The following is a 20,466-nucleotide window of genomic DNA, read 5'->3' as shown; positions in this document are numbered from 1 at the left end:
ATGACCGGCGGCCCCGACCCCGTGCGCGGTGCAGAGCCGCAGGAGGCTCTGCGCCGCGCCGTCCGCACCGACCTGAGCGGCTCCGCCGTCGACGTCGCTCCGCGCCTGCTGGGTGGAGAGCTGCGCACGTTCATCTCCACAGCGACGGAGGCGGACCCGGTCGAGGTGCGGCTGCGCATCACCGAGGTCGAGGCCTATCACGGGCAGGGCACGGGGGAGATCCCCGACCCCGGCTCGCACGCCCGCATGGGACGGACGGCGCGCAATTCGACCATGTGGGGTGAGCCGGGGCGTCTCTACGTGTACCTGAGCCACGGCATCCACTCCTGCGTCAACGTCGTGTGCGGACCGGAGGGACAGGGCGACGGCGTGCTGCTCCGCGCCGGTGAGGTCGTGGCAGGGGTGGAGGCTGCAGCCCTGCGTCGTGGCGTCGCCCTTCCGCTCGGGCGCATCGCGCTGCGGGACCTCGCCCGCGGGCCGGGCCGCCTCGGGCAGGCTGTGGGCCTGCGACATCCGCTGCACGACGGGATCGACGCCGTCACGGCAGGCCAGCAGCACGGGGCACGGGCGGAACTCTGGCTGGGGCCGCAGCGCGACGACGTGGTGAGCGGCCCTCGGGTCGGAGTGGCAGGCGTCGCGGGGACCGCGGCATTCCCGTGGCGCTTCTGGATCGAAGCGGATCCCACGGTTTCCCCGTTCCGATGGGGACGCGGTGCGGCCGAGGCGTCGAGTCGCGCGAACGGCTCGATGTCGGCCTGAGCTGGTGCCGTGTGCGCGATGCGAACCGCGGCGCCGGCCGTGCTAAACTGACTCTTTGTCTGCGCACACTCCTGTGCGCAGTTCGCATGCTTCCCCTTCTGCGGCCGAGAGATCGGCGGGTCGTGGTCGTGTGCAGACAAGGGATCTTGGGTGGGGCCGTCCGGCCTCACGGTATAGAAGGAGTCACATCATGGCAGCAGTGTGCCAGGTGACCGGAGCTGTTCCCGGCTTCGGACACAATGTCTCGCACTCGCACCGCCGGACGAAGCGCCGCTTCGACCCGAACGTGCAGAAGAAGACGTATTTCGTTCCCTCGCTCGGTCGTAAGATCACGCTCAACGTGTCCGCCAAGGGCATCAAGGTGATCGACGTCCGCGGCATCGAGAACGTGGTCAAGGACCTCCAGGCGAAGGGTGTGAAGCTCTAATGGCCAAGAAGGCTCAGGACGTCCGTCCGATCATCAAGCTGCGTTCGACGGCAGGTACGGGTTACACGTACGTGACGAAGAAGAACCGCCGCAACACCCCCGACCGCCTCGTGCTCAAGAAGTACGACCCGGTCATCCGTCAGCACGTCGAATTCCGAGAGGAGCGTTGATCAATGGCTAAGAAGAGCAAGATCGCTCGCAACGAGCAGCGCAAGGTCATCGTCGAGCGTTACGCCGAGCGTCGCGCCGAGCTGAAGAAGACCCTGATCGACCCGAACGCCACCGACGAGGCCCGCGAGGCCGCACGCGTCGGCCTGCAGAAGCTGCCGCGCAACGCGTCGCCGGCTCGCGTGCGTTCGCGCGACGTCATCGACGGCCGCCCCCGCGGTGTCCTCACGAAGTTCGGCATCTCGCGTGTCCGCTTCCGTGACATGGCACACCGTGGCGAGCTGCCCGGTGTCACCAAGTCGAGCTGGTAAGTCTCAGCAGACAGTCGAAAGGGGCGAGGATCTTCGGATCCTCGCCCCTTTCGCGTCCCTGCACCGCGAGCCGGGTCAGGTGATCACGCCGGATCAGGCCGTTTCCTGGACCTGCTCTCCCGCCCGCCGAGGCCCCCGAACATGTGACTGGAGTGACAAAAGTGACGCGACACGCCCAGTAATTGCCCAAAACCCGCGAAATGACGCGGAAATGAGGGTGGTCGTTGGTACATTCAAGGCGGTCGACAGACCAGGAGCATCCGCTCCGACACCCCACAACGATGCGACGGTCTTCGTCGCTGGAGGATGACATGGCTGACAAGTCCATCACCAAGACCGAGCTCGTCGCGAGCATCGCTTCCGCCACCGGCCAGAGCCAGGCCACCGTCTCCGGTGTCCTCGACTCGCTGTTCGCCACGGTCTCCGACGCTGTTGCCAAGGGCAGCAAGGTCTCCATCCCGGGCTGGATCTCCTTCGAGCAGGTCGACACCGCTGCTCGCACGGGCCGCAACCCGCAGACCGGTGCCGAGATCAAGATCCCGGCCGGCAAGCGCGTCAAGGTGACCGCTGGTTCCAAGCTCAAGGCTGCCGTCAAGTAATTCGACCGCACCTCTTCGAAGGCCGCTCCCGTTCCGACGGGAGCGGCCTTCGTGCTTTCTCATCGCCGGGCGCGCCTAGGCTGGAGGGGTGAGTTCCCGCAGCGAGTCGACGAGTCGGATTTCGGCGTATCGCGTCTCCGGCGTCGCCATCCTCCTCGTCGCCGCCCTCGTGGCCCTGGTGCTGGCGCTCCTCGTGGGCGGCGGGGCCAAGCCGCCCCTGCTGCAGGACCCCGGTCCGTTCGTGCTCTGGGGCACGCCCGTGGCCAAGCTCGTCATGAACGTCTCCGGTGCCGTCATGCTCGGCTCGCTCGTGCTCGCGCTCTTCGGTCTGCGCGCGGGGGAGCGGTCGTTCGATGCGGCTCTGAACATCGCCTCGGTCGGTGCCGCCGTGTTCACGGTGTCCGCGGGCCTCGCCGGGTTCCTGGCCTTCATGGCCGCCTTCAACCCGAAGCTCAGCATCGAGCGCGAGTTCGGCTCTCAGCTCGGCCGCTTCCTGCTGGAGCTGCCGCTGGGTCAGTCCTGGCTCATCACCACCATCTTCGGTGCCATCATCACGGTGCTGGCGTTCGCCTGGCGCTCGTGGACGCCCACGCTCATCACAGCGCTGCTCGCCGCGGCGTCCTTCCTCCCCCTCGCGACGCAGGGGCACGCCGGAGACCTCGCCGGGCACAACATGGCGGTGAACTCGATCCTGCTCCACACGATCGGCGCCGCGGTCTGGCTCGGTGGCCTCCTGCTGCTCGTGCTGCTGCGGGGGCGGACCGACGTCGACCCCGTGCGCCTCGTCGGCCGCTACTCCTCCCTGGCGATCGCCGCGTTCGCCGTGGTGGCGTTCTCGGGGGTCACGCGGTCGGTCGTCGCGATCGGGAGCTGGGAGGCCCTGTGGGCGACTCCGTACGGCTGGATCGTGCTCGCCAAGATCGCCCTCCTCGGGGGCATGGGACTGCTGGGCGCCTGGTACCGGGCCCGCCTCATCCCCAAGCTGACGGGTCAGCGCGCTGCGGGCTGGTTCTGGCTCCTGGTGCTGTGCGAGGTCGCGCTGATGGGCCTCGCCTCGGGTGCGGCAGCCGCTCTCGCACGCACGCCTCCGCCCACCGGTGAGGTCGCTGCCTTCGCCCAGACCCCCGCACAGATCCTCACCGGCTCGACGCTGCCTCCGGAGTTGACGCTGGAGCGCTGGTTCACCGCCTGGGACTTTGACGTGCTCTGGCTCGTCGCTGCCGGCTTCGGCCTGTTCCTGTACCTCGCCGGCGTGCGACGCCTGCGGCTGCGCGGCGACCGGTGGCCGATCCATCGCACCGTGTTCTGGGTGCTCGGCATGCTGTTGCTGGTCTGGGTGACCAGCGGCCCGCTCAACGCGTACCAGGAGTACCTGTTCAGCATCCACATGATGGGCCACATGATGCTGTCGATGGCCATCCCGCTGCTGATGGTCTCCGGCGCCCCCATCACGCTCGCCCTCCGCGCGATCCACAAGCGCGACGACGGCACGCGCGGTGGTCGCGAATGGATCATGTGGGCCGTGCACTCTCCGTTCGCGCGCGTCGTGACCCACCCGTTCGTCGCTGCCGCGATCTTCATCCTGTCGCTGTGGGCCTTCTACTTCACCGATCTGGTGCGGTGGTCGATGTACGAGCACCTCGGCCACGAGTGGATGGTGATCCACTTCCTGATCTCGGGCTATCTGTTCGTGATGAGCCTGATCGGCGTCGACCCCGTCCCGTACCGTCTGCCGTACCCTGGCCGTCTGATCACCCTGATCGCTGTGATGGCGATGCACGCCTTCTTCGGCATCGCCATCATGATGCAGGAAGGCCTCATGGTCGCCGACTGGTTCGGCTCGATGGGGCGCGACTGGGGTGTCGACCCGATGATGGACCAGTACGTGGGGGGCGGCATCGCATGGTCGATCGGCGAGATCCCCACCCTGATCCTCGCGATCACCGTCGCGATCCAGTGGAGCCGAAGCGACACGAAGCTGCAGAAGCGCCGCGACCGGCATGCCGACCGCACCGGGGACGCGGAGCTCGAGGAGTACAACGCCAAGCTGGCGGCCCTCGCCGAGCGCGACAGCCGCGAGGGGCGCTGACGCCGAAGCGGGGTCCGGTCAGTCGACCGGGGCTTCGCTGGGGGAGCCGACCCTGATCGATGCCGTGCCGTCCGGCAGGATCGTGATCGTCCCGTTGAGCTGGAACGGCACGTCTTCGGACAGCGGCTGGACCTTGCCGTCGAACAGCGACCTGATGTCGACGTCGACGTGGGCGACCGCGTCCGTCGACGGAATCTGCCACTGTCCGCCGTCGGGTGCGACCGTGACCCGGGGCTGGGTGGCGATCGACCACTTCGGAGCGGACGCGAGACGATTCGTGACCCGCAGGCCGAACGGGCAGGCGGTCGGCTGGAGGACCTCCTGCGTCGTGCACTCGGCGAGGAAGGACTCGACGCGCTCCTGGACCACGTCGATGAACGCCTCCGTCGGCTCGGTCTGCACATCGAGCGGCGTGATGGCCAGCGGTGTGTCCGCGAGAACCCCGTGGCCCGAGGCGGTCGAGATCGGGGTGTCGACCGTCACCGCATACAGTCCCGGTGTGAAGACGAGCAGGGGCAGCGGGTCGAGCGAGGCGGCGTCGACCCCGTCGACCGAGATCTGGCGCCTGTCGACCTCGAACCCGTTCACGGCGAACCGGTCTGCGCCACGCAGCGTCAGATCCACCACGGCCAGCGGGCTGGTGGTGAAGCGCCAGTTCGGGGTGACGCCCGCCCATCCGTCCTGCTCGATCAGGAAGGTGCTGGTTCCCGGATGGCCGCTCGCCCGGTAATCGACGGTGACGGCCGTACCGCCTTCCGCCGGCTCCTCGGAGGTGACCTTCACATCGGTCAGGGGGGCGAGCGCGGCGTGACGGAGCATGGCCTCGGACGCGGCGGGATCGATGCCGGCGGCGTCGAGGGTCTCGCGGTCGACCGCGACACCCGGCACGCGCAGCGCGTCGGCGGCGCGGCCGGAGGAGAGCAGGTCGAGGTAGCGCACCACGAATGCCGACGGTCCGTAGAACTGCTGGTAGAGCGTGGCTCCGCCTGCCCCGAGAGCGGCGACGAGCACGAGGCCGACGACGGCGAGCATCGCCAGGTCGACCCCCAGGCGCGCGCGCCGGGGCGCGCTCGCACGTGCCCGGTCCATGGCGTCAGTCTAGGAGGGCGTCCTGGGGGGACGCCGAGCGTCGGCGGCCGTGCACGGATGCCGGGACGTAGCATGGACGAGCGCCCTGTCCGTCCGCTGCCCCTGTGAGAACCGTGTCCCTTCCCGCCCTGTCCGAGGAGCAGCAAGAGCTGTTCCGGCTCATCGAGGACACCGGTGAACACGTCTTCATCACCGGACGAGCCGGGACGGGCAAATCGACCCTCCTTCAGCACTTCGCCTGGAACACGAAGAAGCAGATCGCGATCTGCGCGCCGACCGGCGTCGCGGCGCTCAACGTCGAGGGGCAGACGATCCATTCGCTGTTCCGACTTCCGATCGGCCTGATCGGAGATGCGGACATCGATCAGAACGATGCGACCCGCCGCATCCTGAATGCGATCGAGACGCTCGTGATCGACGAGATCTCCATGGTCAATGCAGACCTGATGGACGCCATCGACCGCTCGCTGCGGCAGGCACGGGGCCGCAGGGGTGAGCCGTTCGGCGGCGTGCAGGTGGTCATGTTCGGCGACCCGTATCAGCTCGCTCCCGTGCCGCCGCGCGGCGACGAGGCCCGCTACGTGCAGGACCACTACCGCTCGTTCTGGTTCTTCGATGCGAAGGTGTGGGCGGGAGGCGGCGGTGGGGCCGGCGAGTCGGATCAGGACGGCCTGTTCGCTGTCGACACGCGTGCCGAGCTGCACGTGCGCGAGCTCGTGCAGATCCATCGCCAGTCCGACGACGGGTTCAAGGCCATGCTGAACGCCGTCCGCTACGGGCGCGTCACCGCCGAGATCGCCGGGGTGCTCAACACCCAGGGCGCGCGGACGCCGCCCGATCCCGAGCCGGGTGAAGTGCCGATGATCACGCTCGCCACGCGCAACGACATCGTGAACAGCATCAACAGCCGACACCTGGCTGCACTGCCGGGTAAGGAGCAGACCGCGCGCGCAGAGGTGAGCGGAGACTTCGGGAGGGGCGAGGCCGCGCTCCCCGCCGAGTCGGAGCTGAAGCTCAAGGTCGGCGCGCAGGTCATGTTCCTGCGCAACGACACCGCGATGTCTGGCGAGCCGCCGCGCTGGGTCAACGGCACGATCGGGACGGTGGTGCGCATCCTCGGAAGTGCCGTGCGGGTCGACATCGACGGCGAGGAAGTCGACGTCGAGCCCGCCGTATGGGAACGGTTCCGCTACGCGTACGACCAGAACACCAAGAAGCTCACCCGCGACGTGGTGGCCGAGTTCACGCAGTTCCCGCTGCGGCTGGCGTGGGCGGTCACGATCCACAAGTCGCAGGGCAAGACCTACGAGCGCGCGATCATCGACCTCGGCTCCGGAGCGTTCGCACCGGGACAGACGTACGTGGCTCTCAGCCGACTGACCTCGCTCGAGGGGCTCTACCTGTCGCGTCCGCTGCGCCCCCGCGACATCCGCGTGGACGAGGACGTGCGTCGGTTCATGCGCGACGCCTGGCTGGCCGCATCGACGCCGGAGCTGCCGAAGAGCTGAGCGCGGGTCAGGCGGCGGCGCGTGCGCGGTCGAGGTCTTCGAACAGCTCGGTGTTGAAGCGGTAGGCGAGCAGCACCTCGTCGATCACGCGCTCGCGCTCGGCATCGTCCCACGGCGCGGCGTCGAGCTGCTCGCGGTACACGTCCTTGAACGCGGCGGGGTCGGCGATGTCGTCGAACAGGTAGAAGCCGATGCCGTTGGTCTCGAAGCCGAAGCGGCGAGCCATCACGCGTCCGATGAAGATCCCGCCGGACAGGTCGCCGAGGTAGCGGGTGTAGTGGTGCGCGACGAAGCCGCCGGCCCAGGTGGCGCCGACCTGCCGGATGCGGTCGACGTAGCGCTGCGTCGTCGGCAGGGCGACGATCCGCTCGCGCCAGTCGGCTCCGAGCAGAAACTCGAGGTCGGCTTCGAGCGCCGGGAGCCGGGTGAGCTTGTCGGTGATGAAGACGGAGGCCACGGGATCCTGGCGCATGCGGTCACCTGCGGATTCGAGCGCCTCGTAGATGAAGTAGTGCTGAGCGACGAGCGAGATGTAGTCCTCGCGAGACCCTTCGCCCTTCAGGAGGTCGGACATGAAGCCGGCGGTCTCGCTGCGGGAGTGCGATCCGGACGAACGCTCGCGCAGGGCGGCGGAGAAGGAGAGGATCTCGGGCATGAGGCAAGTGTAAGGCTTGCCTTACCTCAGGGGAAGTCCGAGTCGGCAGGCGTGCGCAGTCGTCAGGCGTGCGGTCGGGGCTCGACGCCCAGGCGCGCGCACGCGGCGTCGTAGAGTGCCACGACCTCCCGGCGCACGGACGGGCGGTCGGCGATCGGACCGCCGGGCCACGGCACGCGCAGCTCGGTCACGATGCCGTCGCGGGTGATGTCCCATGTCCCCGCCTCGCCGTCGAATCCGGTCATGACGGAGTCCGTGATGTGCGCGTCCGAGGTGTCGGCGAAGGCTCGTGCGATGAGCAGGTTGTCGTCGGTGTGGTCGCCGTTCATGTGGCGGAGGACGGCGGTGATCACGTCTGCATCGAAGGTGTGGGGCACGCTCCCCACCCTATGTCGACCTCCGACCCCGTCGCGGGGCCGACTTTCAGCATCGGCGCTCTAGACTCGGGAGACACGTCTTCGGGGGTTCTATCCATGCAGCTTCTCTCGTCGCGCCGGTGGCGCGCCGCAACGGCGACGGCGGCCGTGCTCGCTCTCGTCCTCACCGGATGCTCTTCCGAGGAGTCCTTCTCCTACACGCCTCCCGCTCAGGTAGACGGTTCGCTCCCTGACGACACCGTCGCCGCGATGCAGGCGGCCGTCGAGAACGCGATCACCGCGTCCGGCGCGTCGGGCGCCATCGTCGGCGTCTGGGCGCCCTGGAGCGGAAGCTGGGTGGCGGGCATCGGCACTCAGGATCGCGAGGGTGGAGCCGAGCTGTCGACAGACATGTCCTTCCGCATCGCGGACGTGACCCGTCTGATGACCTGCGACGTCCTCTACGCCCTCGCCGACCGGAAGGTGGTCGAGCTGGACGCGAACGTCGCCGACTACGTCTCCGGTGTCGCTGACATGCGCGAGGAGGGTATCACCCTCCTCGACCTCTGCAACGGGACCAGCGGTGCCGGGTCCTCCGAGGAGACCGTGAAGTCGGCCTGGCTGAACACCCCCGACCGGGTGTGGTCCCCGCTGGAGCTTGCGGGCTTCGGCCTGGCACGCGACCGGGTCGCACCGCACACGACGTTCCGCGACTCCGACGCCGGCTACCTGCTGCTCGGCCTTGCTCTCGAACGCGCCTCGGGCATGACGGCCTCCGAACTGATCGCGGAGTACGTCACAGAGCCGCTCGGACTCTCGGACACCTCGCTGCCGGGACCGACCCCAGGGAAGCCGGGAAGCGGGGAGTCCCTGAACGGACACTTCCTGAACGCCGTCGAGGGCGGATACGACTGCGCGGCACCCGTCGACATCAGCACGCTGTCGTCGAGCACGGGCTTCACCGATTCGGGCGTCGTGTCGACCATCACCGATCTCGGCCGGTATGCGCAGGCCGAAGCCCAGCAGGCGCTGCGCACGAAGGACAAGCCTGACCGCTTCGGCGACCCGTTGCCGGCCAGAGACGGCGCACCGTCTTGGTACCAGGCCACCGGTGGCGCCTACCTGGTCGGTTCGATGATCGGCCAGCACGGGTGGACCCCGGGTTACGCCACCGCGGCATACTCCGACCCGGCGACCGGATTCACCGTGGCCGTCGTGCTCAACGACTCCACGGGTGGAGCGCTGTTCGCCCAGCAGCTCTCGTGGGAGCTCGCCGCCATCGCGTCGAAGGCCCCGGCAGCGGCCGGTCAGACGGCACCGGAGTTCGGGCTGCCGTTCACGGCGGAGCAGTACCACCAGGGCACGGCCGAGGCCGCGCTCCCGTGCGTGGCCCCGCCCGCCGCCGAGTGAGCCGCTCCGACTGACAGTCGCGCGAAGGGGTGACGATGGCGATCATCGACAATGCGATCTACGTGGATGGCGTCCGCACCGAGAACCCGGTGACGCTCAGCGAGACCTTCGAGCGCATGCGCGAGCGCGGCGGCATGGGCTGGATCGGCCTCTACCGGCCGAGCGAGGAGGAGATCCGCGCGGTCGCCGACGAGTTTGGCATCCATGCGCTCGTCGTGGAGGATGCCCTCTCCGGTCATCAGCGCGCCAAGCTCGAGCGCTACGGTGACGTGCTGTTCATGGTGCTGCGGCCCGCCCGATACCTCGATGACGTCGAAGAGGTCGAGTTCGGCGAGGTGCACGTCCTCGTCGGGCCGGACTTCGTCGTGACGATCCGGCACGCGGAAGCCCCCGATCTCGGTCGTGTCCGACGGCGCCTCGAAGCCGACACCGCGCTCCTCTCCCACGGTCCGGAGGCCGTGCTCTACGCCATCCTCGACGAGGTCGTCGACGAGTACACGCCAGTGCTCGCCGGCCTCGAGAACGACATCGACGAGATCGAGAGCCAGCTGTTCGAGGAAGACACCGACGCCACGCAGCGCATCTACGACCTGGGCAGGGAGGTCATCGACTTCCAGCGTGCAACGCAGCCGCTCTCGGGAATGCTCGAGGCGCTCCTGCGCGGGTCCGACAAGTACGAGGTGGGCGAGGAGCTGCGTCGCTACCTTCGCGACGTGCTGGATCACACTCTGCGCGTGAGCGACCGCGCGACCACGTTCCGCACCGTGCTCGACAACGCGCTCACGGTGGAGTCGACCATCGTCGCGCGTCGCCAGAACGAGGAGATGCGGCGGATGACGGAGCTCAGCATCCGTCAGAACGACGAGGTCAAGAAGATCTCGGGGTGGGCGGCCATCCTGTTCGCCCCGACGCTCGTCGGCACGATCTACGGCATGAACTTCGACCACATGCCCGAACTGCACTGGCTGCTCGGCTACCCCATGGCGATCGCGATGATGGTCGCGCTGGGCTTCGGCCTCTACGCCGCGTTCAAGCGCAAGGGCTGGCTCTAGGCGCCGTCGCGGTGGCCGGAGCTGTCCGGAATCGTATGCTCGGCGACGGTTCCTCTCCTTGCCGACGAACCAGGCACCGGCGACGATGAGCGGATGAACGCTCACTCCGACACCGCCCTGCTCGTCGTCGATGCGCAGGAGTCGTTCCGTCAGCGCGCCGATGACTGGGCGACCACCGCGAACCCCGCCGTGCTCGAGAACATCGCACTCCTCGTCGCGCATGCCCGTCGCGTGGGGGACGAGGTCGTCTGGATCACCCACTCCGAGCCCGGGTCCGGCGGCGTGTTCGACCCGGTCAACGGGTTCGTGCGCGTGATCGACGCTCTCGAGCCTCTCGCCTCGGAGCCGGCGCTGACGAAGACCACCATCAACGCCTTCGCGTCGACCGACCTCGAGGAGAGGCTGCGCCGCGACGGCATCCGCCGGCTGGTGGTGTGCGGCATCCGCACCGAGCAGTGCTGCGAGACGACGACTCGGGTGGCGGCCGACCTCGGCTTCGAGGTCGAGTTCATCACGGACGCCACCACGACGTCGTCGATCCCGGCGGCGGGTGCTCTGGCGGCGGTGTCGGGGGAGGACATCATGCGACGCACCGAGAGCATCCTCGCCGCCCGCGGCTTCGCCACGATCGGGAGCACGCGGGAGCGGGTGGGCGCATCCGTGGATGAGGCGCCCGCCGCGCCGTGACCCTGAGCAGGGGGACTCAGTCCTCGGGGTCGGCCTCTGGCATGCCGGGCCCCGGGCCCGGACGCACCGGCGCCTCGGGGGCGATGTCGATGCGGGTGTTGCCGTCGTGCTCGGTGACCTCGACGCGGGGGGCGGCGTCGGCCTCGGTGGCGTCGGGGGCTGACGTCAGCTGATCGTGTCGCTTCTCCGCGCTCGTCATCTCGTCGTCCGACGTGTGTTCAGGCGTGCTCATGGTTCTCCTTCTGGTCGCCGGCGGGCTCTCCGCCGGAGGGGGCGTTCTTCTTCTCCGCTTGTCTTCTGCTCCAGCGCGCCAGCGCGTAGAGCATGCCGCCGACCGCGAGCAGGATCGCCCCGAAGAGCCACACCGCAGGTCGCTGCTGGGTGAGCAGCAGGATGCAGGAGGCGATCCCGAGCACGGGCACGAAGGTCCAGACACGGAAGTGGTCGTGCTCGACGCGGTCGCGACGCAGCACCAGCACGGAGACGTTGACGCTCAGGAAGACGACGAGGAGCAGCAGCACCACGGTCTCGGCGAGGGTGGCCAGATCGCCGACGAGTGTCAGGCCCATCGCCACGAGGGTGGTGGTGAGGATCGCGACCCATGGGGTCTTGCGCTTCGGGAGCACGCGTCCGAGAGCGGAGGGAAGCAGCCCCTGCTCCGCCATGCCGTAGGTGAGACGGCTGACCATGATCATCGTGAGCAGGGCGCCGTTGGCCACGGCGACGAGCGCGATCAGGCTGAACAGCCACGACGGGATGCCTGCTCCCGTCGCCTCGACCACGGCCAGCAGCGGGCCGCTCGACTCCTGCAGCTCGGCGGGCGACAGGGCGATCGAGCTCGCGAGACCCACCAGGATGTAGACGGCGCCGGCGGTGATGAGGGCTCCGAACAGGGCGCGGGGATACGTGCGACGCGGGTTCTTCACCTCTTCGATCATGTTGGCGGAGGTCTCGAAACCCACGAAGGAGTAGTAGGCGATGACCGCTCCGGACAGCACGGCGATGGCGACGCCGGTCCCCTCAGGGCCCTCGACGGTGCGGGAGGCATCGCCGCCGCCGCCGAAGAAGAAGACCGCCACCACGGCGATCACGATCACCAGGCCGCTGAGCTCGATCGCGGTCATCACGAGGTTGGCGCCCATGGATTCGCGGATTCCGCGGGCGTTGAGGAGGGCGACGAGTGCGAGGAAGGCGATCGCGACAGGGATGGTGGGCAGGTCGAGGAAGGTGCCAAGGTAGTCGCCGGCGAACGCGATGGCGAGTCCGGCCGCGCTGGTCACGCCCGCCGCGAGCATGCTGAACCCCACCAGGAACGAGACGAGGGGGCTGTGGAACGCGCGCTCCGCGAACACGGCAGCGCCCCCAGCGCGAGGGTACTTGGTCACGAGCTCGGCATACGATCCGGCCGTGAGCATGGCGAGCAGCAATGCCAGGAGCAGCGGGGCCCACAGCATCCCCCCGACCTTCTCGGAGAGCACACCCATCAGCGCGTAGATGCCCGCACCCCAGCACATCGCCGAGGATGAACGCGAACAGGAGGGGGCCGGTGATCGCTCTCCGCAGGCGGGTCGGGGATTCGGCCTGCGGCGCGGTCTCGGTGGTCATGCGAGCAGGCTAAACGGGCGCTCAACGGTCCGACCACGGGGTTGACATGGCCGGACCGGACCACGAGGCAGGCGGCCGTCTTCCGTGCCTCCGCCCCGGAGTACTCAGCGGATTCACAGAAAGTCCGCGCGGCTCCCGGAATCGCGGCCGGCGCGGCGATATCCTCGGTGCCGCACGAGGGGCGGACCGGCCGGATGCGCGGGCTTCCTCTCTCGAACTCCCAAGACAAGGGGCTCTCTCATGACCGGTACCGCACGCAAGGCGCTCGCAGAAGCGATCGCCACCTTCCTCTTCGTCCTCGCGATCATCGCGGCAGTGAACAGCGACAGCCCGCTGACTCCGCTCGCGATCGGTTTCACCCTGATGGTGCTCGTGTTCTCGACGGGCCACATCTCCGGTGCTCACCTCAACCCGGCCGTCTCGGTCGGTGTCTTCCTGCGCGGCGGCCTCAGCGTCGTCGACTTCATCAGCTACCTCATCGCCCAGTTCGTCGGTGGTGCGGTCGCTGCGCTCGTCAGCATGTCCGTGTGGCCGGCGGGCGAGAAGGCCATGGTCATCGAGGTCGGCCCGGCGTTCCTGGTCGAGGCGCTCTTCACGCTGATCCTGGTGTGGGTCGTGCTCAACACGGCCACGTCGAAGGACACCGCCGGCAACTCGTTCTACGGGCTCGCGATCGGTGCGACCGTGTTCGTCGGTGCGGCGACCGTCGGATCGATCTCCGGTGGTGGCTTCAACCCCGCCGTCGCACTCGGCCTCTCGGTGAGCGGCCACTTCGCGTGGAGCTCGCTGTGGCTCTACATCGTCGCCCCGGTCGTCGGTGCCGTGATCGCGGCGATCCTGTTCCGCGTGCTCAACACGGACGACGCCAAGAAGATCGCCGCCGCGGAGTAACCACCGCTGCATGCACGAAGCGCCGCATCCTCTCCGGGGGTGCGGCGCTTCTGCGTGGGGCGGCAAGCATCCGTCGTCAGAGTCCGCCGTGCGGGGGATGCTCGTGGGGGCGACGGCTCGTAGCGGTGGTGAGCACGATCTTCCCGGATGCGCGTCCGGCGATGGACCTCGTGTATGCCGCTCTGACCTCCTCGAGCGGGTGCACGGAGTCGATCGGCATCTCGACGCGACCGTCGGCGATCAGCTGCGCGATGATCCCGAGCTCTTCGGTGCCGGCAGCCGACCCTCCGACGCCCCGGACCGGATGCCGCGCGCGGGCGTCGTAGTCGGCGATCGTGTTGATGCGGTCGGCGGGAACGCCGAGTGCGAGAGCCAGCTCGACCGAGCCGTGGCCGACCGTGTCGAGGACGGCGGTGATGCCCTCCGGCGCGGCGGCGCGGAGCAGATCCGCGAGAGCAGGCCCGTAGGGGAAAGGCTCGATGCCGAGGCGGCGCAGCAGGGGGTGATTCCTCGGGCTGGCCGTTCCGAGCACGCGGGCCCCGCGCAGCACGCAGAGCTGGGCGGTGAGGATGCCGACACCACCGGCTGCACCGCTGACGAGGACGACATCACCCGCGGTGATCCCCAGTGACCGCACACTGGCGACGGCTGTGCGGCCGGTGACGTTGAGGGCGCCTGCTTCGACGAGACCGAGACCTGCGGGAACCTCGACCAGCACGGCGGGGTCGATCACGAGGTGGTCCGCCTGCGCGTGGTAGCGGAGCCCACCGAACACCGCATCGCCGATCCGCCAACCGCGCGCGTCGTGAGCCCGGGCTTCGCCCGCCCCATCGCCGAGCGCCTGGATCGTGCCGGAGAAGTCGTAGCCGTTGCCTGAAGGGAGGCTGCGCTCGTAGGGATCGTGCATCGGCCGTCCGCTGAACAGCTTCCAGTCCACCGGGTTCACTCCGGCGGCCGCTATGCGGACGAGCACTTCGCCGCGGGCCGGGCGCGGTACCGCTCGACGTTCGAGTTCGAGCACCTCGGGGCCGCCGAAACGGCGGAACACGACGCGTCGTGATGTCGTGTCCGCCGGTTCGGATGCCATGAGGCCAGCCTAGGAGCCGGTGAGGGTCCGGGCGCGGCTCAGTCGACGGGCACGGGTGTGGTCGCGGTGGGGGTCGCCTCGCGGGTCGCGGTGCTCCGCGCACGCGCGGCGGCGGCGACCATCACGATCAGGGCGATGGCGGTGAGGATCGCGCCCAGCCAGATCGGGGAGGTGTAGCCGAGTCCTGCGGAGATGCCGAGTCCGCCCGCCCAGGCGCCGAGTGCGTTGCCGACGTTGAACGCGCCGATGTTGGCCCCGGAGGCGAGGGTCGGAGCGCCTCCGGCGTACTTCATGACACGGCTCTGCAGCCCGGGAACGGTGCCGAATCCGAAGCCGCCCATCAGGAACAGGGCGATGATCGTCGCGATGCCGGACTGCGCTGACATCGCGAACACGGCGAGGACGACGACGAGTGCGGCGATGAAGATCAGGAGAGTACGGTCGATCGCGCGGTCGGCGAGACGCCCGCCCAGCCAGTTGCCGAGCACGAGGCCGGCGCCGAAGAGCACCAGCAGCCACGGCACGGCGGACGACGCGAATCCGCTCACCTCGGTCAGCGTGTAGGCGATGTAGGTGAAGGCGCCGAACATCCCGCCGAACGCGAGGATCGTGATGACGAGCGAGAACCAGACCTGTCCCGAACGGAACGCCGCCAGCTCCCCGCGGAGGCTCACCTGTTCGGTGGGGCGGGGGAGGCGCGGCACGAGCAGGGCGATACCGATGAACGCCAGCACGCCGATGCCCGAGATCGCCCAGAAGGTCGAGCGCCATCCCAGCTCCTGGCCGAGGAAGGTGCCGAACGGCACTCCGAAGACGTTCGCGGCAGTGAGGCCGGTGAACATGATCGCGATCGCGCCGGCCTTCTTCTCGGGGGCGACCAGGCCGGCGGCGACCACGGAGCCGATGCCGAAGAACGCGCCGTGACAGAGGGCGGCGACGATGCGGCCGACCATCGCTGTGCCGTAGTCGTCCGCGAGCGCGGTGAGCACGTTGCCGATGATGAAGAGCACGATCAGACCGAGCAGCACGGGCTTCCGGGGCAACCGCGTGGCCGCTGCGGTGAGCACGAGTGCACCGACGACGACGGCGAGTGCGTAACCGGAGATGAGCCAGCCGGCAGCCGACTCGGTGACCCCGAAGTCTCGGGCGACGTCGGGGAGCAGGCCCATGATCACGAATTCGGTGAGCCCGATGCCGAACGCCCCGATGGCGAGGGCGATCAGTCCTAGAGGCATGACGACTCTCCTGATAGATTGGAGGGAATGTTTGCAGGCGCGGCATATTGCGCGTCGAAGGACAATGATTGCACACGCAAGTATATGGCGCAAGCAACTATCGCGGAGGGTGGCCATGGGAATCGGTGACGACGCCGTCGAGGTGCGCGCACAGGGGTGGCGCACGCTCGCCGCGCTGCACGGGCTGATCGAGACTGCTCTCGAGCGGCGCCTGGGTGAGACGGTCGAGCTCTCCGTGGTCGAGTACACCGTGCTCGATGCCCTCGATCGCCAGGACGGGTGGCACATGCGCATGCAGCAGCTCGCCCGTGCGGCAGCCCTGAGCCCCAGCGCCACCACGCGGCTGGTGAACCGGTTGGAGGATCGAGGCCTCCTCACGCGCATCCTCTGCGCCGACGACCGTCGCGGCATCTACACCGAACTCACTCCCGCCGGCCGCGAGCTGTACGAACGCGCGCACCCCATCCACGATGCGGCGCTCGAGCAGGTGCTGGAGGAAGCAGCGGCGCAGCCCGAGCTCGCTCCCGTAGTCGATGCGCTGCACGGCGTCGCACTCCCTGTGCTGACCGCCGGCTGAGCGGAGCTCCGTGAGCGCTCTCGATCCGGCACCCCGCCGCACCCTCCTCGTCGGCTACGGCAAGCTCGCCGCCCGCCTCGCGCCGCTGCTTCTCGCCCGCGGCGAGGAGGTGATCGCGCTCCGACGCACCGAGGGAGCACTTCCCGACGGGGTCCGGGGCATCGCCGCCGACCTGGCGCACCCGTTGCCGACTTCTCTCGAGCGGGTCGACGCGGTGCTCGTCACGCTGCCGCCCGGCGATACCGAGACCTCTTACCGCACTGCTCTGGGGCACCTCGCGTGCGCCCTCCCGGATCCTCCCGCCCGGACGGTCTTCGTCTCCTCGACAGGGGTGTTCGAGGGGGCGGATCCCGATCATCCTCTGACGGAGGAGGACGAGCCGACGCCGACGACACCGCGATCGCGCGGACTCGTCGACGGCGAGAGGGCCGCGGTGGAGCTCTTCGACGCCGTCGTCGTGCGCCCGGCTGGCATCTACGGGCCGGGGCGGGATTTCCTGGTGCGGAAGGTGCGCGAGGGCGCGGCCGTCGATCATTCCCGCCGCACGAACCGCATCCACGAGAGCGACCTCGTGCGCACCCTCGACCTGCTGCTGCGGATGGACGACCCGCCTCGCGTGCTGCATGCCGTCGACCAGGGCCCCGCTCCACTCGGAGACGTCGTGCGGTTCCTCGCCGCACGGCTGAATGCGCAGGTGCCGCCGGATTCGGGGCCGGCCGGACCGCGCGGCGTCGTGTACGACGGGACTCTGTTGCTCTCCCTCCTCGGTGGCCTGGAACACCCGACGTACGAGTCGGGCTACGCGCGGATGGTCGACACCGCCTGACGGGGGCCGCACCGGATCTCCGCGACGGCGTCTAGCCTGAGGGCATGACCAGCGCACCTGCACGCACCGCCCTCGAGGTCGTCGACTGGCGACGTCGGGTGTTCGCCCTGTACGACGCCGTGCGCGGCGCCGACTCCGCGGAGGAAGCGCACGAGCTCTGGCGGATCGAGCGCGACGATCTGATGCTCCACCACCCGGCGACGCCGCTGCTGCCCGAGGACCGAGCGCTGTTCGAGGGGCTGCCGATCGCCTCGTACGACGCGCAGTGGCGCTTCGAGCTGCCGATCCTCCCCGCCGACCCCGGGGGATTCGACTTCGCGACCGGCACCGACGGCATCGTGCCCTTCGAGCGGATCGGGCGCGTGGAGGTGCCGGATGCGGGGTCGCTCGATGTCTGGCGACTGACCACTTACGGCGGCGGGCTCTTCGTGCCCGTGCGCGATGCGCTCGCCGGTGGCGTCGGCGGGACCTACGGCGGCGGACGCTATCTCGTCGACACGATCAAGGGCGCCGATCTCGGGGCCGATGCGGCGCGTGGCACGATCGTGCTCGACTTCAACTTCGCCTACAACCCCTCGTGCGCGTATGACCCGGCTTGGGCGTGCCCGCTCGCGCAACCGGGCAATGTGCTCTCCGTTCCGGTCCCCGTCGGCGAGATGTACGGCGGCGCGGGCGTCTGAGTGCCCCGTCGGCGGGCGCTCCCGGGCGATGCGGAAACGACTTTGTGACGAATCCGCCGGCACATCCGTCCTATCTCCGAGCGAGCGTTTCGCTCCCGGCGGGAGTTCCACACGGGACCCACGGCCGGTCTTCAGATCGAGATGGGACACCTCATGGCAAATCAGGACCAGACCACCCCCGCTCCGGCCGAGAAGGAGCTCGCACAGGCCGCTCCGAAGGCCGCCGGCGCTTCCGCGTCGCGCGTCGACCGGTCGAGCGGATTCTCCTCTTCGCGCGTCCCCGCCGACGAGAACGCCGCGGGCAAGACCACCATCGCCGACGGTGTCGTGGCCAAGGTCGCCGGCATCGCCGCGCGTGAGGTCGCCGGCGTCTACGCACTCGGTGGCGGAGGCGCACGCGCCTTCGGCGCCATCCGCGACGTGATCAACGCGACCGACCTCGCGCAGGGCGTGAAGGTCGAGGTCGGCGACACGCAGGCAGCGGCCGACCTGACCATCGTCGTCGAGTACCCGGCGCCCATCCAGGACGTCGCCAACAACGTCCGTGCCGCTGTCGCCGGTGCGATCAGCCGTCTGGTCGGTCTCGAGGTCGTCGAGGTCAACGTCGAGGTCAACGACGTGCACGTGCCCGGTGACGACAGCGACGACAACGAGGAGTCGCGCGTCTCATGAGCGCCACAACGGTCGGCGCCCTGATCGGCGCACTGCTGGCCCTCGCCGCCCTGCTGTTCGGGTTCTGGGGATTCCTCCTCATGGCTCTCTTCGCGGGCATCGGGGCGCTCGTCGGCCGGATCGCCTCCGGCAAGCTCGACGTCCGCGGACTCGCCGACGTCTTCACGGGGCGGCGAACCTCCTGATGGGTGCCGACCAGCACATCGCCGGCGGCGCGCTCTCCGGAGCCGCCGCCGGCGGGGCCGCCGTCCGCGGTCGCGTCGAGGTGAAGGACCGCGTCTACCGCACCGTCACCGAGAAGGCGTCCGCGACGTTGATCGGGGTGCCTCGCAGCGACGTGAAGGTCGATGTCGCGGAGCACCCGCGCGGGGTCACCGTGCGCATCGCCACGCCCCTTCCCGTCCCGAGCCTGGACGACACGGCAGCGATCGCTCGGGCCGTGCCCGTCCTGGAGCGGGCACGTGAACTGCAGGAACAGCTGCAGCAGAACCTGAGCACGATCCTCGGGCGCAACGTCATCCGCATCAACCTCACCGTCACCGGTGCCGTCATCCCGGAAAGGAGACGAGTGCAATGAGCACCCCGGTCCTGCGCCGCGTCATCCGACGCGAGACGCACTCGCCGCGAACCGTCGCGATGTTCGTCGCGGTCGTCCTGCTCATCCTCGCCCTCGCGTACATCGGACTCGAGATCGTGCTGAGCCTCGCCGCGCAGCCCGCCCTCCTGGTCGGTCCTGCCGCAGCGGCGGGCTGGTTGATCGGTTTGCCCACGGCACAGCCCGCCGGTCTCGTGATCGCCGGCAGTGTCGTGCTCGCCCTCATCGGACTGGTCTTCATCGTGCTCGCCGTCACACCGGGACGACTGTCGAGGCATGTCCTCGATGCGGGTGGACGCGCGGTCGTCGTCGACAACGGCGTGATCGCCAGCGCCCTGGCCCAGCACCTCGCCGAGGAGACGGGTCTCGCCCGCGACAGCATCACCGTCGGTGTCGGACACCGCACCGTCGACGTGACCGTGCGGCCCGGCATCGGAGTGCCGCTGGACAAGGCCGACGTGCAGGCGGCGGCCGAAGCGGAGCTGCAGACGTACCGGCTGACCGACAAGGTGCGCACCCGCGTGCGCATCGAGCGTCCCACCGAGAAGGAAGACGAGCTGTGAACAACACGAATCGTGCGTTGAACCGCATCCTGCTGCTGATCATCGGGCTGCTGTTCCTCGCCCTCGGTGCGGTGGGCATCGCCATCATGAGCTGGCCCACCCTGTCGGACATCTGGACCGCGGCGGGCAAGGACGCCCGGTCCTGGCTCGACCAGGCCATCGCCGCGACCGCGATCGCCGGTGGCGGCCTGTCGTGGATCGGCATCGGCGCGGTCGCAGCGATCGTGGTCGTGATCGTGCTGCTGATCCTCGCGCTCACGAGCATCGCGGGGCGTCGGTCGAAGACGGTGCTGCGTTCCAGCGGAGCGCAGAACCCGCTGGGTCGGGTGACCGTGAACGAGTCGTTCGTCTCCGACGCCGTGAAGAACTCCCTCACCACCCGCGATGAGGTTCTGTCCGCGCAGGTCACCGCCAATGACATCCGTCGCCGTCCTGTGCTGCACGTGGCTGTGACGCCGCGTCAGAACACCGATCCGCGAGAGCTCGTCGACCACGTCGATCGCCTCCTCGCCAACCTCGCCGTACTGACGGGGCGCGACACCGACACCTTCGTCTCGGTGCACACGAGCCTGCGGGCTCGCCTCGCCCACGACCAGCGTCGGCTCTCCTGACCCGACGCTCCTCC

The 20,466-nt window shown here is 69.1% G+C and carries 25 protein-coding genes and 1 pseudogene; 19 read left to right on the top strand and 7 right to left on the bottom strand.

Annotated features, from left to right (window positions below; translation table 11 throughout):
- From ABRP18_RS16990 to ABRP18_RS16965, 6 genes are all read left to right on the top strand, one after another.
- A complete protein-coding gene (locus ABRP18_RS16990) occupies window positions 1-759 on the top strand; it encodes a DNA-3-methyladenine glycosylase (protein WP_141368235.1) in 759 nt (252 codons plus the stop codon).
- A gap of 190 nt (window positions 760-949) precedes the next feature.
- The gene (rpmB, locus tag ABRP18_RS16985) at window positions 950-1,186 is read left to right on the top strand and encodes a 50S ribosomal protein L28 (protein ID WP_017203559.1); all 237 of its coding nucleotides are present in this window, start codon (window positions 950-952) and stop codon (window positions 1,184-1,186) included.
- The gene (gene rpmG, locus ABRP18_RS16980) at window positions 1,186-1,356 is read left to right on the top strand and encodes a 50S ribosomal protein L33 (RefSeq protein ID WP_017203558.1); all 171 of its coding nucleotides are present in this window, start codon (window positions 1,186-1,188) and stop codon (window positions 1,354-1,356) included. The genes rpmB and rpmG overlap by 1 nt, the downstream gene beginning before the upstream one ends.
- A 3-nt stretch (window positions 1,357-1,359) precedes the next feature.
- Complete coding sequence (gene rpsN, locus ABRP18_RS16975; RefSeq protein ID WP_017203557.1) at window positions 1,360-1,665, top strand: 30S ribosomal protein S14; 306 nt, start codon at window positions 1,360-1,362, stop codon at window positions 1,663-1,665.
- 311 nt (window positions 1,666-1,976) lie between these two features.
- Window positions 1,977-2,264, top strand: a complete 288-nt coding sequence (locus tag ABRP18_RS16970) for an HU family DNA-binding protein (RefSeq protein WP_017203554.1) — start codon at window positions 1,977-1,979, stop codon at window positions 2,262-2,264.
- A gap of 88 nt (window positions 2,265-2,352) precedes the next feature.
- Window positions 2,353-4,353: a cytochrome c oxidase assembly protein gene (locus tag ABRP18_RS16965; RefSeq protein WP_349885077.1), complete on the top strand. Its 2,001-nt coding sequence runs from the start codon at window positions 2,353-2,355 to the stop codon at window positions 4,351-4,353.
- Between the two features lie 18 nt (window positions 4,354-4,371).
- Here the strand turns inward: ABRP18_RS16965 and ABRP18_RS16960 are convergent, their stop codons facing one another.
- The gene (locus ABRP18_RS16960) at window positions 4,372-5,442 is read right to left on the bottom strand and encodes a hypothetical protein (protein WP_046748633.1); all 1,071 of its coding nucleotides are present in this window, start codon (window positions 5,440-5,442) and stop codon (window positions 4,372-4,374) included.
- Window positions 5,443-5,555: 113 nt separating this feature from the next.
- Here ABRP18_RS16960 and ABRP18_RS16955 point away from each other — a divergent pair, with 113 nt between their 5' ends.
- On the top strand, window positions 5,556-6,950 hold the full coding sequence (locus tag ABRP18_RS16955; RefSeq protein WP_179516076.1) for an ATP-dependent RecD-like DNA helicase: 1,395 nt from the start codon (window positions 5,556-5,558) through the stop codon (window positions 6,948-6,950).
- 7 nt (window positions 6,951-6,957) lie between these two features.
- Here the strand turns inward: ABRP18_RS16955 and ABRP18_RS16950 are convergent, their stop codons facing one another.
- Both ABRP18_RS16950 and ABRP18_RS16945 read right to left on the bottom strand, forming a co-directional pair.
- A complete protein-coding gene (locus ABRP18_RS16950; protein WP_046748635.1) occupies window positions 6,958-7,605 on the bottom strand; it encodes a heme oxygenase (biliverdin-producing) in 648 nt (215 codons plus the stop codon).
- Window positions 7,606-7,667: 62 nt separating this feature from the next.
- Entirely contained in the window at window positions 7,668-7,982 is a 315-nt protein-coding gene (locus ABRP18_RS16945) for a DUF2470 domain-containing protein (RefSeq protein WP_113680122.1), read from the bottom strand.
- 96 nt (window positions 7,983-8,078) lie between these two features.
- Between ABRP18_RS16945 and ABRP18_RS16940 the strand changes: the two genes are divergently transcribed.
- The 3 genes from ABRP18_RS16940 (at window position 8,079) to ABRP18_RS16930 (ending at window position 11,110) form a co-directional block, all read left to right on the top strand.
- Window positions 8,079-9,371, top strand: a complete 1,293-nt coding sequence (locus ABRP18_RS16940; RefSeq protein ID WP_058632990.1) for a serine hydrolase — start codon at window positions 8,079-8,081, stop codon at window positions 9,369-9,371.
- Between the two features lie 35 nt (window positions 9,372-9,406).
- Window positions 9,407-10,423 carry a magnesium/cobalt transporter CorA gene (gene corA, locus ABRP18_RS16935; protein WP_113680123.1) on the top strand — a complete coding sequence of 339 codons (1,017 nt, stop codon included), beginning with the start codon at window positions 9,407-9,409 and terminating at the stop codon, window positions 10,421-10,423.
- A gap of 93 nt (window positions 10,424-10,516) precedes the next feature.
- Window positions 10,517-11,110 (top strand): isochorismatase family protein, encoded by a 594-nt coding sequence (locus ABRP18_RS16930; RefSeq protein ID WP_061015135.1) that lies wholly within the window; start codon window positions 10,517-10,519, stop codon window positions 11,108-11,110.
- Window positions 11,111-11,126: 16 nt separating this feature from the next.
- Here ABRP18_RS16930 and ABRP18_RS16925 read toward each other — a convergent pair whose 3' ends face one another.
- Entirely contained in the window at window positions 11,127-11,342 is a 216-nt protein-coding gene (locus tag ABRP18_RS16925) for a hypothetical protein (RefSeq protein WP_058632992.1), read from the bottom strand.
- A pseudogene (locus ABRP18_RS16920) lies at window positions 11,329-12,715 on the bottom strand (APC family permease). Before ABRP18_RS16920 ends, ABRP18_RS16925 begins: the two are co-directional and overlap by 14 nt.
- 240 nt (window positions 12,716-12,955) lie before the next feature.
- On the opposite strand from ABRP18_RS16920, the gene ABRP18_RS16915 reads away from it, so the two are divergent.
- A complete protein-coding gene (locus ABRP18_RS16915) occupies window positions 12,956-13,606 on the top strand; it encodes an MIP/aquaporin family protein (protein WP_046748641.1) in 651 nt (216 codons plus the stop codon).
- 76 nt (window positions 13,607-13,682) lie between these two features.
- On the opposite strand, the gene ABRP18_RS16910 is transcribed toward ABRP18_RS16915, so the two are convergent.
- Both ABRP18_RS16910 and ABRP18_RS16905 read right to left on the bottom strand, forming a co-directional pair.
- The gene (locus ABRP18_RS16910; RefSeq protein ID WP_349885076.1) at window positions 13,683-14,693 is read right to left on the bottom strand and encodes an NADP-dependent oxidoreductase; all 1,011 of its coding nucleotides are present in this window, start codon (window positions 14,691-14,693) and stop codon (window positions 13,683-13,685) included.
- Window positions 14,694-14,731: 38 nt separating this feature from the next.
- Window positions 14,732-15,928, bottom strand: a complete 1,197-nt coding sequence (locus ABRP18_RS16905; RefSeq protein ID WP_061015131.1) for an MFS transporter — start codon at window positions 15,926-15,928, stop codon at window positions 14,732-14,734.
- A 115-nt stretch (window positions 15,929-16,043) separates the two neighbouring features.
- Between ABRP18_RS16905 and ABRP18_RS16900 the strand changes: the two genes are divergently transcribed.
- From ABRP18_RS16900 to ABRP18_RS16865, 8 genes are all read left to right on the top strand, one after another.
- Entirely contained in the window at window positions 16,044-16,505 is a 462-nt protein-coding gene (locus ABRP18_RS16900) for a MarR family winged helix-turn-helix transcriptional regulator (RefSeq protein WP_046748644.1), read from the top strand.
- 10 nt (window positions 16,506-16,515) lie between these two features.
- Window positions 16,516-17,331 carry a sugar nucleotide-binding protein gene (locus tag ABRP18_RS16895; RefSeq protein WP_058632998.1) on the top strand — a complete coding sequence of 272 codons (816 nt, stop codon included), beginning with the start codon at window positions 16,516-16,518 and terminating at the stop codon, window positions 17,329-17,331.
- Window positions 17,332-17,375: 44 nt separating this feature from the next.
- Window positions 17,376-18,011 carry a DUF1684 domain-containing protein gene (locus tag ABRP18_RS16890; protein ID WP_349885075.1) on the top strand — a complete coding sequence of 212 codons (636 nt, stop codon included), beginning with the start codon at window positions 17,376-17,378 and terminating at the stop codon, window positions 18,009-18,011.
- 153 nt (window positions 18,012-18,164) lie between these two features.
- A complete protein-coding gene (locus ABRP18_RS16885) occupies window positions 18,165-18,683 on the top strand; it encodes an Asp23/Gls24 family envelope stress response protein (RefSeq protein WP_046748647.1) in 519 nt (172 codons plus the stop codon).
- Window positions 18,680-18,868, top strand: a complete 189-nt coding sequence (locus ABRP18_RS16880) for a DUF2273 domain-containing protein (protein WP_046748648.1) — start codon at window positions 18,680-18,682, stop codon at window positions 18,866-18,868. The genes ABRP18_RS16885 and ABRP18_RS16880 overlap by 4 nt, the downstream gene beginning before the upstream one ends.
- Window positions 18,868-19,260, top strand: a complete 393-nt coding sequence (locus ABRP18_RS16875; RefSeq protein WP_058632999.1) for a hypothetical protein — start codon at window positions 18,868-18,870, stop codon at window positions 19,258-19,260. Before ABRP18_RS16880 ends, ABRP18_RS16875 begins: the two co-directional genes overlap by 1 nt.
- Window positions 19,257-19,841: a DUF6286 domain-containing protein gene (locus ABRP18_RS16870; protein WP_058633000.1), complete on the top strand. Its 585-nt coding sequence runs from the start codon at window positions 19,257-19,259 to the stop codon at window positions 19,839-19,841. Before ABRP18_RS16875 ends, ABRP18_RS16870 begins: the two co-directional genes overlap by 4 nt.
- On the top strand, window positions 19,838-20,452 hold the full coding sequence (locus tag ABRP18_RS16865) for a hypothetical protein (RefSeq protein ID WP_046748651.1): 615 nt from the start codon (window positions 19,838-19,840) through the stop codon (window positions 20,450-20,452). Before ABRP18_RS16870 ends, ABRP18_RS16865 begins: the two co-directional genes overlap by 4 nt.
- Window positions 20,453-20,466 lie beyond the last annotated feature (14 nt).

It is taken from the genome of Microbacterium sp. WHRI 7836, assembly GCF_040223885.2.
Lineage (GTDB): Bacteria > Actinomycetota > Actinomycetes > Actinomycetales > Microbacteriaceae > Microbacterium > Microbacterium oxydans.
The sequence above is the reverse complement of the archived record's forward strand: the minus strand, read 5'-3'. Positions and strand labels throughout refer to the sequence as shown.